Source organism: Streptomyces sp. NPDC002676 (assembly GCF_053592455.1).
This window is the reverse complement of sequence record NZ_JBSFVT010000022.1, coordinates 1-12771: the sequence shown is the minus strand read 5'-3', so window position 1 is coordinate 12771 and position 12771 is coordinate 1. Positions and strand designations below refer to the sequence as shown.

The 12771-nt window shown below is 70.0% G+C and carries 12 protein-coding genes and 3 pseudogenes; 8 read left to right on the top strand and 7 right to left on the bottom strand.

The features are described from left to right. Nucleotides 1–6: 6 nt before the first annotated feature. Both cimA and ACWD3E_RS36340 read left to right on the top strand, forming a co-directional pair. Nucleotides 7–1620 carry a citramalate synthase gene (gene cimA / locus ACWD3E_RS36345; RefSeq protein ID WP_451391779.1) on the top strand — a complete coding sequence of 538 codons (1614 nt, stop codon included), beginning with the start codon at nt 7–9 and terminating at the stop codon, nt 1618–1620. Nucleotides 1621–1662: 42 nt separating this feature from the next. Beyond that, the gene (locus ACWD3E_RS36340) at nt 1663–2088 is read left to right on the top strand and encodes a VOC family protein (RefSeq protein WP_451391778.1); all 426 of its coding nucleotides are present in this window, start codon (nt 1663–1665) and stop codon (nt 2086–2088) included. Nucleotides 2089–2116: 28 nt separating this feature from the next. On the opposite strand, the gene ACWD3E_RS36335 is transcribed toward ACWD3E_RS36340, so the two are convergent. Both ACWD3E_RS36335 and ACWD3E_RS36330 read right to left on the bottom strand, forming a co-directional pair. Next, nucleotides 2117–2719, bottom strand: a complete 603-nt coding sequence (locus tag ACWD3E_RS36335; protein WP_451391777.1) for a GPP34 family phosphoprotein — start codon at nt 2717–2719, stop codon at nt 2117–2119. Between the two features lie 45 nt (nt 2720–2764). Continuing rightward, a complete protein-coding gene (locus ACWD3E_RS36330; RefSeq protein ID WP_451391776.1) occupies nt 2765–4639 on the bottom strand; it encodes a ricin-type beta-trefoil lectin domain protein in 1875 nt (624 codons plus the stop codon). 190 nt (nt 4640–4829) lie between these two features. Here ACWD3E_RS36330 and ACWD3E_RS36325 point away from each other — a divergent pair, with 190 nt between their 5' ends. Continuing rightward, complete coding sequence (locus ACWD3E_RS36325) at nt 4830–6206, top strand: hypothetical protein (RefSeq protein ID WP_451391775.1); 1377 nt, start codon at nt 4830–4832, stop codon at nt 6204–6206. 3 nt (nt 6207–6209) lie between these two features. Here the strand turns inward: ACWD3E_RS36325 and ACWD3E_RS36320 are convergent, their stop codons facing one another. Continuing rightward, nucleotides 6210–6644: a MarR family winged helix-turn-helix transcriptional regulator gene (locus ACWD3E_RS36320; protein ID WP_451391774.1), complete on the bottom strand. Its 435-nt coding sequence runs from the start codon at nt 6642–6644 to the stop codon at nt 6210–6212. A 62-nt stretch (nt 6645–6706) separates the two neighbouring features. Between ACWD3E_RS36320 and ACWD3E_RS36315 the strand changes: the two genes are divergently transcribed. Further along, a complete protein-coding gene (locus ACWD3E_RS36315) occupies nt 6707–7744 on the top strand; it encodes an FUSC family protein (RefSeq protein WP_451391773.1) in 1038 nt (345 codons plus the stop codon). 255 nt (nt 7745–7999) lie between these two features. Here the strand turns inward: ACWD3E_RS36315 and ACWD3E_RS36310 are convergent, their stop codons facing one another. Continuing rightward, on the bottom strand, nt 8000–8185 hold the full coding sequence (locus tag ACWD3E_RS36310; RefSeq protein WP_451391772.1) for a DUF397 domain-containing protein: 186 nt from the start codon (nt 8183–8185) through the stop codon (nt 8000–8002). Beyond that, the gene (locus tag ACWD3E_RS36305) at nt 8182–9003 is read right to left on the bottom strand and encodes a helix-turn-helix domain-containing protein (protein WP_451391771.1); all 822 of its coding nucleotides are present in this window, start codon (nt 9001–9003) and stop codon (nt 8182–8184) included. Before ACWD3E_RS36305 ends, ACWD3E_RS36310 begins: the two co-directional genes overlap by 4 nt. A gap of 112 nt (nt 9004–9115) precedes the next feature. Here ACWD3E_RS36305 and ACWD3E_RS36300 point away from each other — a divergent pair, with 112 nt between their 5' ends. Further along, nucleotides 9116–9568, top strand: coding sequence for an ATP-binding protein (locus tag ACWD3E_RS36300; RefSeq protein WP_451391770.1), 453 nt, complete (start codon nt 9116–9118; stop codon nt 9566–9568). Here ACWD3E_RS36300 and ACWD3E_RS36295 read toward each other — a convergent pair. Together ACWD3E_RS36295 and ACWD3E_RS36290 are read right to left on the bottom strand one after the other, a co-directional pair. Beyond that, nucleotides 9547–9624: pseudogene (locus ACWD3E_RS36295) on the bottom strand (winged helix-turn-helix transcriptional regulator); the annotation flags it as partial. The gene ACWD3E_RS36300 and the pseudogene ACWD3E_RS36295 sit on opposite strands and share 22 nt — an antisense overlap. A gap of 786 nt (nt 9625–10410) precedes the next feature. Then, nucleotides 10411–11025, bottom strand: coding sequence for a YceI family protein (locus tag ACWD3E_RS36290; RefSeq protein WP_451391769.1), 615 nt, complete (start codon nt 11023–11025; stop codon nt 10411–10413). Nucleotides 11026–11259: 234 nt separating this feature from the next. Here ACWD3E_RS36290 and ACWD3E_RS36285 point away from each other — a divergent pair, with 234 nt between their 5' ends. From ACWD3E_RS36285 to ACWD3E_RS36275, 3 genes and pseudogenes are all read left to right on the top strand, one after another. After that, a complete protein-coding gene (locus ACWD3E_RS36285; protein ID WP_451391768.1) occupies nt 11260–11766 on the top strand; it encodes a hypothetical protein in 507 nt (168 codons plus the stop codon). 46 nt (nt 11767–11812) lie between these two features. Beyond that, nucleotides 11813–12198, top strand: a pseudogene (locus tag ACWD3E_RS36280) (lyase); the annotation flags it as partial. Nucleotides 12199–12579: 381 nt separating this feature from the next. Then, nucleotides 12580–12771, top strand: a pseudogene (locus ACWD3E_RS36275) (methylmalonyl-CoA carboxyltransferase); the annotation flags it as partial.

Here is a 12771-nt window from a genome sequence, read left to right as displayed (position 1 = left end):
GAGACCATGACCGAGACGGCACACAGCGAGCGGCCCGACGACTCGTTCCACGTCTTCGACACCACCCTGCGCGACGGCGCGCAGCGCGAGGGCATCAACCTCACCGTCGCGGACAAGCTCGCCATCGCACGGCACCTGGACGACTTCGGCGTCGGCTTCATCGAGGGCGGCTGGCCCGGCGCGAACCCCCGCGACACCGAGTTCTTCGCCCGCGCCCAGCAGGAGATCGACTTCCGCCACGCCCAGCTGGTCGCCTTCGGCGCGACCCGCCGCCCGGGTGCGAAGGCAGCCGACGACCCGCAGGTCAACGCGCTCCTGGCATCGGGCGCCCCGGTGATCACCCTGGTCGCCAAGTCGCACGACCGGCATGTGGAGCTGGCGCTGCGCACCACGCTCGACGAGAACCTGGAGATGGTCCGCGACACGGTGTCGTACCTGAAGGACCAGGGCCGCCGCGTCTTCGTCGACTGCGAGCACTTCTTCGACGGCTACCGCGCCAATCCGGAGTACGCGAAGGCCGTCGTACGGACCGCCTCGGAGGCCGGCGCCGACGTCGTCGTCCTCTGTGACACCAACGGCGGCATGCTCCCCGCCCAGGTCCAGGCGGTCGTCGCCACCGTCCTCGCCGACACCGGCGCCCGGCTCGGCATCCACGCCCAGGACGACACCGGCTGCGCGGTCGCGAACACGCTGGCCGCCGTCGACGCGGGCGCGACCCACGTCCAGTGCACCGCCAACGGCTACGGCGAACGCGTCGGCAACGCCAACCTGTTCCCGGTGGTCGCCGCGCTGGAGCTGAAGTACGGCAAGCAGGTGCTGCCCGAGGGCCGGCTGCGCGAGACGACCCGGATCTCCCACGCCATCGCCGAGGTCGTCAACCTCACCCCGTCCACGCACCAGCCGTACGTGGGCGTGTCCGCCTTCGCGCACAAGGCGGGCCTGCACGCCTCCGCGATCAAGGTCGACCCGGACCTGTACCAGCACATCGACCCCGAGCAGGTCGGCAACACCATGCGCATGCTCGTCTCCGACATGGCGGGCCGTGCGTCGATCGAGCTGAAGGGCAAGGAGCTCGGCGTCGAGCTGGGCGGCGACCGCGAGCTGGTCGGCCGGGTGGTCGAGCGCGTCAAGGAGCGCGAACTCAAGGGCTACACCTACGAGGCGGCCGACGCGAGCTTCGAACTGCTGCTGCGCGCCGAGGTCGAGGGCAAGCCGCTGAAGTACTTCGAGGTCGAGTCCTGGCGCGCCATCGTCGAGGACCGCCCCGATGGCACCCACGCCAACGAGGCCACGGTCAAGCTGTGGGCGAAGAGTGAGCGGATCGTCGCCACGGCGGAGGGCAACGGCCCGGTCAACGCCCTCGACCGCGCCCTGCGCGTCGCACTGGAGAAGATCTACCCGGAGCTGGCCCAGCTGGACCTGGTCGACTACAAGGTCCGCATCCTGGAGGGCAAGCACGGCACCCAGTCCACGACCCGGGTGCTGATCTCCACCTCCGACGGTACGGGGGAGTGGTCCACGGTGGGCGTGGCGGAGAACGTCATCGCCGCTTCCTGGCAGGCCCTGGAGGACGCGTACACCTACGGCCTGCTGCGCGCGGGCGTGACACCGGCGGAGTAACCCGTCCCGCCGTCCGGGCCCCGCCCCGGGCACAGTGGAGGCATGGACGCTGACGACGCCGCCGGACTGGCCCACGCCCATGTGGCGACCCGGCTGCCCGCCCAGGACCTGGAGCGGGCGCGCCGGTTCTACGCCGAGCAGCTCGGCCTGGAGCCGGTGGACGAGCGGCCCGGCGGGCTGCTCTACCGGTGCGGGGGCATGGACTTCGTCGTGTTCCTCTCGGCGGGGTCCTCGCCCGGCACCTTCACGCAGATGGCGTGGGAGGTCGACGACATCGAGGCGGTCGTGGCGGAACTCCGCCGGCGCGGCGTCGTCTTCCAGGACGTCGACACGCCCGGCTTGCGCACGAAAGACGGCATCGCCGAGATCGAGGGGAACTACCCGAGCAAGCTGGCCCGGGGCGAGCGCGGCGCCTGGTTCAAGGACAGCGAGGGGAACCTGCTGGGGATCGGCCAGCTGATCCACTAGACCGGCCGATCACCCCGAACTCCGCTGGTCAGGGCGCACGCCAGATGTTGTCGAAGGCCGCGTTCTCGATGCGCCGCCGCTGCCGTACGGCCTCCAGTTCGGTCACGGCGTTGTTGACGGCGGCGAGCACGGTGACGGTCGCGTCGTCGGTGAGGTCCTCGTCGTCGGGCTGCTGCTCCGGGATGCCCACGGCGGCGGCGAGGGCCCCGAGGACGGGCTCGTGGGAGTCCCAGCGGTCGGCGGCGTGCCGCCGGGCCCGGGCCTCCAGGTCGGCGTCGGCCTGGTTCCGGCGGGCGGCCCGGCGGAGCGGCCAGCCGGCCGGCCGCCCCTCGTCCGTCAGGGTGTCGCCGTAGGCCGAGGCCAGCCGCAGGCCCCGGCGCCAGAGCCAGTCCTCGACGGTCTCGTACGGCTCCTGCCGGGCGAGCGCCGCCTCCGCCTCGTCCAGAAGCCGGTCACCCAGGGTGAGCGGCGGCCCGGGAACGATGCGCTCGCCGTCCAGGCTGAGGGCCCGCGCCCCCAGGAGATCGATCAGCTCGGCCCCGGCGAGCGCGAGCGACAGGTCGCCCTGCTCGACGGGACGCTCGCCGGGCACGTCCTTGCTGACGATGAAGAGGTCCTCTGCGGTGGTCACACCCACCAGCATGGTCCGGACTCGCCGTTTTCGCTCCTGGTACGGCTACTGAAGGTGCCACTTCTGGTTGGCCGCCCCCGTACACGACCAGATCTGGGCCCGCGCACCATTCGCCGAGGAGTTGTCCGTCACGTCCAGGCACTTGTCCGCGGCCGTGTTCACGACGTCCCCGGTGGCCGCGTTGTAGGACCACCGCTGGGCGCCGGTCCCGTTGCAGTCGTAGAGCTGCACCTTCGCCCCGTCGGTTGTCGAACCAGACGTGACATCCAGGCACTTGCCCAGCGCCTGGATCGAACCGTCCGGCTGCACCGTCCACTTCTGGGCGGCGGTGCCGTTGCAGTCGTAGAGCTGCACGGCCGTGCCGTTGGCACTCGAAGCGCCCGCCACATCGAGGCACTTTCCCGCGAGCCCCACGAAGGACCCGGTCTGTCCGCTGCCGCCGGACTGGGTGCCGGACCAGGTGAAGGTGGCCGAGGTCTTGCCGGGCAGCAAGTAAGTGGCGTGCTGTGAGCCCCAGTTGACGGTGACCGTCTTGGCAGCCGTGGAGTCGTTGTACGCGATCAGCGCCTTGCTGCCGTCCGGGTTGCGCCAGGCCACGTTCGGCACGGCGGTGGAGGCCGTCGACGCGATGCGCTGGGCTCCGGGGCGGACGAACTTGGTCAGCTGGCCCATGTCGTAGTACTCGACCGTGTAGTCCACGGTCCCGCTCGCCCCGTCCCCGTTGTGCACGGTGACCAGCCCGGTGCAGGTGCCGCAGCCGCCGTTGTGCGGGCCCATGTTCTGGTCCACGGCCAGCGACCACTTGGTCACCGACTTCGCCCAGTTGCGCGTGTAGTCGATGATGTTGGACATGTCCTCGCGCTGCTGGTCGGCGATCCAGGTGCCGCCGGAGTGCTCGGTGCCGAAGGCGTCCAGCGTGGGGTACTGGTTGTGCACGGTGGTCTGCTCGGCGATGTCACCGCCGTAGCCGTGCCAGGCGATGCCGCCGAAGTTGGGGTGGGTGCGGATCGCCGCGTCGTCCACGGACTGGGCCGCGTACGAGTCGTAGGTGTCCCAGTTCCAGTCGTGGGCGAGGACCTTGGTCTTCAGGCCCGCCGACTGGAGCCTGGGCAGCAGCTCGTTCTTCAGGAAGTACGCCAGTCCGCTCGCGTTCCAGCTCATCGAGGGGTAGCCGGAACAGCAGGTGGGCTCGTTCTGCGGGGTGACGTAGGAGACGTCGACGCCCTGACTCTGGTACGCCTGGAGGTACTTGACGAAGTAGGAGGCGTACGCCCCGTAGTCCTCTGCCTTCAGCCAGCCGCCGTTGAGCGAGCCGCTGTCCTTCATCCAGGCCGGAGCGGTCCACGGCGAGGCCATCACGGTCAGGGACGGATTCAGCTGGAGCGCCTGCTTCGTCAGCGGGACGACGTCCGCGAGATCGTGCGCGATGGAGAAATTCGCGAGATTCGGGTCCGTCTGCCCGGCGGGCACGTCGTCGTACGTGTACCCGTACCGGGCCAGGTCCGAGGCGCCCATCGGGTTGCGCAGGAACGACAGTCCGATGCCGTCCGTCGGCGAGAACAGCTTGCGCATGGTCGCGTCCCTGGTCGTCTGCGACAGCGCTCCGCTGCTGTTCATCAGCCAGGCCGCGGTGTCCGTGAAGGACGCGCCGCCGCCGGTGAACGTCTGGTAGCGGGTGTTCTCGTCCACGGTGATGTTCTCGCCGCTGCCGCCGGTCCCGGACTGGAAGGCGAACGGCGCCTGCGCCTGCAGCCCGCGGACGACATGGCGGCCGGCGGAGTCGTCGGTGGTGGTGAGCCAGGCCGTGACCTGCTCACCGGCCGCGTGCGCGGGGGGTACGGCGGCGGTGAAGCCGGCGACGGAGAGCAGTCCGGCCAGGAACAGCCGGACGCTGCGGGGGGTGCGGGGGGTTCTCGTCATGGTGCGTCGCCCTTCCTCTTGGGTCGACAAGGCTGACGGGGTTAACTCAAGGCATGAGCTAAGCCATGAGTGAACCAGAGGGAGGGGAGCGCGCGGAAGGTCCATGCCAAGAACCGCGGCTCCCGGGTGGCCACATCGGACCACCTCAGGGTGAATGCCCAATTTAGGAGGCTTCGGGTAGCTTCGAACCATGAAGGCCGTTCCGCGGATCCTCAGCCTCCCCGCTCTGCTGCTGGCCGCGCTGGCGCTGGTCGTAGCGACGACGTTCGCGGCGCCTCGAGCCGGCGCGGCGACCAGCATCTCCACGATCGCCCAGGCCCTCCGCAAGAGCCCCGTCTACGTCGACCCGGCGGCCTCCGCCCAGCTGCCGAAGGCGGACGCCGACGCGCTCGCGAAGCGGATCAAGGACGCGGACAGACCCCTGTTCATCGCCGTCCTCCCCGCCGGCTACCCGACCCGTAACCTGTTCGCCGACCTGCGCACGGCCACCGGCATCACCGGCCTGTACGGCATCCGCCTCGGCGACCGCTTCGACGCCCGCGCCGACTCCTCGGTGCTCTCCCACGCGGGCGTGCGGAACCTGGTCACCAGCGTCCAGGGCGAGAGCGCCAAGGCCCAGCTCACCGACTTCACCAACAGCGCCCTGGTCAACATGGGCGGCCACGCCCCCTCGACCTGGGGCTCCCCCGGTTCCGGCGGCGGAATCCCCAGCTCGGCCCTCATCGTCCTGGGCGCGGTCGTGGTGGCCGGCAGCGCGGGCGCCTACGCGCTGGTGCGCCGCAACCGCCGACGCCACGCGGAGGAACAACAGGCCGCGCTGGAGCGACTGCGGGTGGTCGTGGACGAGGACATCACCGCCTTCGGCGAGGAACTGGACCGCCTGGACTTCCACCCGGCGGAGCCCGGCGCGGACGACGCCATGCGCGCGGACTACGAGCGCGCGCTGGACGCCTACGAGACCGCCAAGCAGCGCATGGTCGGGGCGACAAAGCCCGAGGACGTCCGCACGGTCACCGAGGCCCTGGAGGACGGTCGCTTCTCCCTCGCCCAGCTGGCCGCCCGCCGCGAAGGCCGCCCCCTTCCGGACCGCCGGCCGCCCTGCTTCTTCGACCCCCGCCACGGCCCCTCCGTCGCCGACGCCACCTGGATCCCGCCCGGCGGCTCCCCGCGCGAGGTCCCGGTCTGCGCGGCGGACGCCACCCGCCTGGCCGACGGCCGCGACCCGGTCATCCGCGAGGTCGACACCGCGTACGGCCGCCGCCCCTACTGGGACGCGGGCCCGGCCTACGGCCCCTGGGCAGGCGGCTACTTCGGCGGCGGCATACTGCCCGGCCTGCTCGTCGGCACCCTGCTCGGCAGCATGATGGCCACCCCGTCCTACGCGGCCGACTACGGCACCGGATACGGCGACTTCAGCGGCGGCGACTTCGGCGCCGGGGGCTACGAAGGCGGCGACATGTCCGGCGCGGACTTCGACGCCGGGGACTTCGGAGGCGGCTTCGGCGACGGCGGCGACTTCGGCGGCGGGGGAGGGGACGGAGGCGGGGACTTCGGCGGGGGCTTCTGACCGTCACTCCGCCCGGGAGGGCAACTCGGACAGCTGATCCAGCAGTCCCGCCGCCAGCTCCAGCACCCCGCGCTCCGTGACGCCCAGGGACGCGAGCGCTCCGGCCAGCCAGGCGTCACGCTCGGCCATGTCCTGCTCCAGGGCCGTACGACCCGCTTCGGTAAGTGTCAGCACGGACTGCCGCCGGTCGGCCGTGCCTGGCTCCCGCACGATCAGTCCCTCCGCCTCCAGCTCCGAGAAGACCCGCGTGAGCGACTGGGGCCTCTGCCGCTCCTCGGCGGCGATCTCGCCGGGGGTCGCGGGCCCGTTCCGGTGCAGATGGCCGAGCACGGCGAGCTGATTGGGACTGAGACTCCCGTCCCCGCGTTCCTGCCGCAGCCGCCGGTTCAGCCGGACGACGGAGCGACGGAGGCGGGCGGCTTCGGTGAGGTGTTCCATGGCAGCGATGATACGCGCCAACGTACTACTAGAGCGCCGACATCCCTTGTACTGTCGGCCGCATGCCCGAAAAACTGATACGCAACGCGTACGAAGCAGGGCTGACGATGGCTGCCGTCCTGCTCGCCTGGGCGGTCGCCCTGTGGCTGGAGCGAGCGGCCGGGCTGCACACGGACTCGGTGGTGCTCGCGGTGGTCCTCACGGTCACCCTGGCCAGGACCCAGCGGAACGCGGACCGGCGCGAACGCCTCACCGCGCTGGCGCTGCTGCCGACGGTGGCGGCGGTGTGCGCCCTTGTCGGCCGCCTGATCGCCACGCACTACGCGCTGGGCGCCGCCGTTTTCACGGCCGGTCTCTCGTCGGCCATCTGGATCCGCCGCTACGGCCCCGCCGCGACGAAGGCGGGCACGCTGATGACGCTCCCGCTGATCGCGCTGCTGGTGGTCCCGGGCCCGGCGCTGCCCGCCAGCGCTCAGGACGCGTTGGTGAATTGGGCCTGGTCGGCGTTGATCGGGGTGCTGGCGTGCGCGTGCGTGTGGCTGGTGCAGGCGGTTGCCGACCGGTACGGCCCCTGGCCGGCGGAGCGCGCTCCGGACCCTCCTCGCCGCACTTCCCGTCTCCGCCTCCGCCCCCGCCCGAGCACCCGCATGGCCGTCCAGATGGCGGCAGCGGTGGCCGCCGCGTTTGCCCTCGGCCGGCTGCTCTACGACGACCACTGGCCCTGGCTGGTCCTCACGGCGTACGTCGTGGCGAGCGGCAACCGTGGCCGAACCGACGTGTTGCGCAAGGGGGTTGAGCGCCTCATCGGCGCGTGCGCGGGCACGCTGCTGGCCACGGGCGTGGTGAAGGCCGGGATCACCGGGCACGCGGCGGTGGCGTTGCTGATGACCGTGCTGACGGTCGCGCTATGGCTCCGCCCGCTCAACTACGCCTACTGGGCGGCGGGTATGACCACCGCCCTGTCCCTGCTCCTCGGCTACTTCGGCCAGGACGCGGCAAGCCTGCTGCCGACACGCCTGGCCGCGATAGCGCTCGGCGCGGTGCTGTCCGTGGCGGCGGCGTGGTGGCTACTGCCGGTTCAACGGCGGCGCCGCCGGTAGGGCTTGAAGTCGACCGAGGTCGGCTGGTCGGGGTGCAGGCCGAGCCGGCGGAGTGCACGAGCGTCGATGTTCAGGATGATGGTCCCGTGCCAGCGCCCGTCGTCCCGCGGCCCGCACATGAGGTCGACCCGTATCTCCTGGTCTTCGAACGGCCAGTAGTCGACACCGCGCTCATGCAGTCAATCGGCAAGAATGCGGCCGGGTTTGGGGCAGCCGGGCACGTTCTCGTACGAGGTGAAGCGGAACCATTCGACTTCAGCGGGCGATGCCGTCAAGGAACTCACTCCAGGTGGTGGGGGAGACGGTGAGGATGGGGCCTTCGGGGGTCTTGGAGTCGCGGATGTGGACGGCGGAGGGTTGAGTGGCGACTTCGAGGCAGTTGCCGCCTTCGTTGCTGCTGTAGCTGGACTTGAACCATGCCAGTGTCGCTGCGGTGTTCATGACTCTCCTAGCAGTCCGTTCAACAGGCGCACGCTCTCAGCGGTTGAGAGGGCCTGTGACCGCAGCATTCCATACTTCAGGTGATAATCGCTGACCTCGTCGGGGTCGTCGACGAGGAAGCTGGCACGCTGCACCTCCAGGTAAGCCAGACGCTCGTGCTCGGGAGTTTCCAGCAGAGTCATGGGGCCCGCGAGCCCGGCGTGCGGCATGCGATCCATGGGCATGATCTGCACGCTCATGTGAATCGGTGCGGTGTACTCCAGGATCCGACGGACCTGCTCCCGCATGACCTCCGGTCCGCCGACCTCCCGCCGCAGGATGCTCTCCTCCAACACGAAGTGGCCTACGGGCGGCCGGTCCCGCTGCCAGATCAACTGCCGTTCCATGCGGGCGTTCACCCACTGCTCGGCCGTCTCGCTGCCCAGTGCGGGGTAGCGAGAGTCGAAAGCGGCCAGGCAGTACTCCCGGGTCTGAAGCAATCCCGGCACCATCTGGGTCTCGTAGGCGAGGATGCTCACTGCCTCTTGCTCGTGATCGACCAGCCCCTGCGCGAACTGAACGATCCGTTCCCGTACCGGCAACTTGGCCACCACCACCGCTAACGCCCCGCCGGTGTCGAGCAGTTCGTCAAAGTGCTCGGCCCGATCGGGCTGAAGAGCCAGCCTCCCCTGCTCGATCGACGCCACCGTGTCAACGGAGAGGTTCGCCATCTCCGCGAACTTTTCCTGCGTGAGACGGGCCTTCTTCCTGAAGTGCGCCACAAGCGCACCGACCGCGTGCCACGAACCGACCTTCTTGGGCTTCATCGCCACGTGCATGCGTGTTCCTTTCCCCCGCGCGCACCGAAACCGCTCGTAGTGGAGTCGTAGTAATCAGAACTACGACTTCACTCACTGACCCACTCTAGTGACGCACGGTGACGCTGGCCTCATGAAAGAGGAACCTCAACCTCCCCACACCCGCCAGGCGTTCTACCGCCGGGACCGCAGGTCGGTACGGCTCGCACGGGAGTTCGCCTGCGAAGCGCTGACGGACTGGGCCATGGCCGAGCGCAGCGACGACGTACTGCTCTGCGTAAGCGAGTTGGCGACCAACGCCGTCCTCCACGGCGTCCCCGTGGGCCGGGGCTTCCTGCTCCGCCTGACCTTGCACACCGACGGCGCCCTCCGCGTGGAGGTACATGACAGCGGGCCTGGCGAGGTAGGCATCCCGGATGCCGCCCCGGAGTCGGAACACGGCCGGGGCTTGATGCTCGTCGCGGCGCTTGCGGACAAGTGGGGTGTGGGGCACCGGGATCCTGGCAAGTTTGTGTGGTGTGAGTTCGCGATGGCTCCTCCTCAGCCCTCCGCCCAGGCCTCTTCCGGCGGAATCTCGGCATGGTAGGTGCGAGTGATCAGGCCGTCCCGTTCCAGCTGGCGCAGGCGCTGGGTGAGCACTTTCGCCGCCTGACCCGTTCCGGGACCCGTTCCACCCCGTACGGAGAGCGGGCGCTCGGTCACGAGGGTCACCACAGCCGGTGGTTTCAAGTCATCGTTGGGGCCGCCCGCTTCTTGGCCAGTGTCGTGCTTCCGCGAGGCGAGTAAAGGGCGCTCCCGTTCCGCTGCGCTCCACTCCCGCGTCGCCTTCGGCGATGGCCCTTCGGGCCACCCTTGACTCGCCTCGCTCCAGCACGGGTGAGAAGCGAGCGGGCGGCCGGGGGAGCAGCGGGGGGCCTGTCGGGGTTGGGCCCCTCAGGCAGTTGCTCAGGCGCCGTTGGCGGAGGGGGCGCGAGGCCGGTCGGGGGCGCGTCGGGTGGGCTTGGCGGGGGGGCGCGGTCGGTTCCTCGGTGCACACCGGACTGGCGGCCGGGGTGGCGGCGCCGGGGTCGAGGGGCCGGGGTGGAAGGGCCTGGCCCTGTGGGCGCTCGGCGCTCGGCGAGTGGCTTGTCGCCTTGGGGCTGGTCCTGGCCTGGGATGGCTCCCGGGGCAGTGATTGGTGGATTTGTGCCAGGGGGCGGGCGGAAGCATGCAGGTGGGGCGGGTTCCTGGCGGAACAAATCCCCCAATTGTCTATGTCCCACCAGGCCCTTGCCGTTCGTCACCTTGAGGTTGGCCTGCTGGCCGTGAGAACCCGGTGCCCGACGGCATGCCGGAGCGCCCGCCCACCTGTTTACGGAGGGGTGGGGGGCGGGCGCGCTCAGGTGGGCCCTGGGCCCGGCACAAGTCGGCGGCTGTGCCGCCGCAGGCTTACGCGTTCTTGATCGCCGAGATGTCGAAGACCAGCTTGATCTTGTCGGAGACGAGGAAGCCGCCTGTCTCCAGGGCCGCGTTCCAGGTCAGGCCCCACTCGGAGCGCAGGATCTCGGCCTTGCCCTCGAAGCCGACGCGGTCGTTGCCGAACGGGTCCTTCGCCGTGCCGTTGAACTCCAGGTCGATGGAGATCGGCTTGGTGGTGCCGAGGATGGAGAGGTCACCGGTGATCCGGTAGTCGTCGCCGCCCAGGGCCTCCGCCTTGGTGGAGCGGAAGGTCATCGTCGGGAACTCGTCGGTGTTGAAGAAGTCGGACCCCTTGAGGTGGCCGTCGCGGTCGGCGTTGCCGGTCTCGACGCTCTCCATCTTGACGTCGATGCTGGCGGTCGACTTGCCGGGGTTCGAGCCGTCCAGGTGGAGGGCGCCGTTGAAGTCGGTGAAGCTGCCCTTGACGTTGGTGACCATCGCGTGGCGGGCCACGAAACCGATCGAGGTGTGCGCCGGGTCGATGGTGTAATCCCCGGTCAGCGCGGCCAGGCCGGGGCTGACGGCGGCGGGCGCCGCGGCGGTCGTGGGGGCGGTGTCCTTGTCCTTGCGGCTGAAGATACCCATTGCAGGCTCCATTCCGTTCTCGTTTAAGATTCAACGAACCTAACGACTTCGACGGTAGACCTATTCCGTTCAGTTTTCAACATCATCCGGAGCGTGTTTTCATCGTCGCGCAGAGTTACGTGTCATGCCCTCTGGCGAACGCGCGTAGAACTCGGGCACCATCTCTCTGCACCACCCTGCACAGCCGCCCCGTAGGAAGTCCGGCCCATCGCAGGAAGGTTCCCAATGAAGGTCATGCAGCCTCTGAAGGCCCGCTCCGTCCTGACCGCCCTCACCCTCGTCGTCGCCCCCGGCGTCGCCGTCGTCGGCACCGCCACCGACGCCTTCGCCGTCACCAAGATCAGCCAGGCCACCGCCGAGTCGATGTTCAGCTCGGTCGGCATCACCTGGTCGTCCTCGGGCAACTGCTCCGACCGCAACAACCCCACCTGTACGTCGTTCGACCAGCTCAACCTGGCCACCGCACAGGGGGCCCAGACGCTCAAGCGGGCCAGCGGCTGCGCGCTCAACATCACGGGCGGCACCGAGACCGGCCACGCGAGCGGCACGTACTCCCACTGGAACGGCTACAAGCTCGACTACAGCAAGTACACGTGCATCGGGAACTACATCAAGACCTACTTCAGCTACATCGGCCTGCGCGGCGACGGCGCCCCGCAGTGGAAGTCCGCCTCCGGCAACATCTACGCCGACGAGGGCAGCCACTGGGACGTCACGTACTTCAACTGCGGCGGCTGCTGAACCGGAAAGACCTGAAAGGGGAGGGGCGGTGGCCGGTCCGGTGCGCATGACCCGGCGCGCGCTGCTGCCGGCCGCCGCCCTCGTCCCCGCCCTGGCGTCCGGCGCCCGGACGGACGCCGACCGTGGGTACGACCCCGCGGCCGAGTCGTACGCCGCCCGCCTCGCCCAACTCGGTGCACGGGCCCGGGACTTCCGCGCCACCATGGTCCTCGCCTCCGCCTCCCTCCGGCCCGGCCACCTCCTCGACCTGCCCGCGGCATCACCTACAGCTACGGCCGCCTGTAGACCATGACCCAGGCGTACGCGCAGGACGGCACCGGCAGCACCGGCAGCACCGGCGACCCCGGCCTCCTCGCCGACATCGTCCGCGGCCTCGACCACCCCGCCACCACCCCGTACGGCAACTGGTGGGAGTGGCGGATCGGCAGCCCCGGCCGACGCCGGCTACGCCTACGCACTGCTGCCCGGCGCCTCCCGCGGCGAGACCGCCGCCCGCGCCGCCGACCACCAGTGGCCCGTACTCGGCCTCGGTCTGACCGCTGCCAATTTCTGGCGGGCCGGTACGGTGGAGGTACTGTCGACAGGCCGCCGTCCGAGGCTCCGTGTCACTCCAGGGATGGCATGTGGGACCCACGAATGTGAGGCGGCTCTCAGGTGCCAACCTTTGTGCCCTTCCCACAACGCCAGCGGCCTCTGAGCAGTCGGAACGGCTGCAAGCCGTCGTGGTTCTGTTCACTGGCACCAGGAAAACGGGCCGGAGACTGTACGGAGTCGACGGCTCGCTTTCCTTGGTGTCCTTCGTAAGGTCGCTACATGACCGTTTTGGAAGAGACGACGGGTGAGCCGACCGGCGAGCCGACGGACGCGCGCGGGCGGGTCGCCGAGCTGCACAACATTCGTGCGCAGGCCGTGGCGGGCCCCAGCGAGAGGGCGACCGAGGCGCAGCACGCCAAGGGCAAGCTGACGGCGCGGGAGCGTATCGAGCTGCTCCTGGACCCGGGGTCT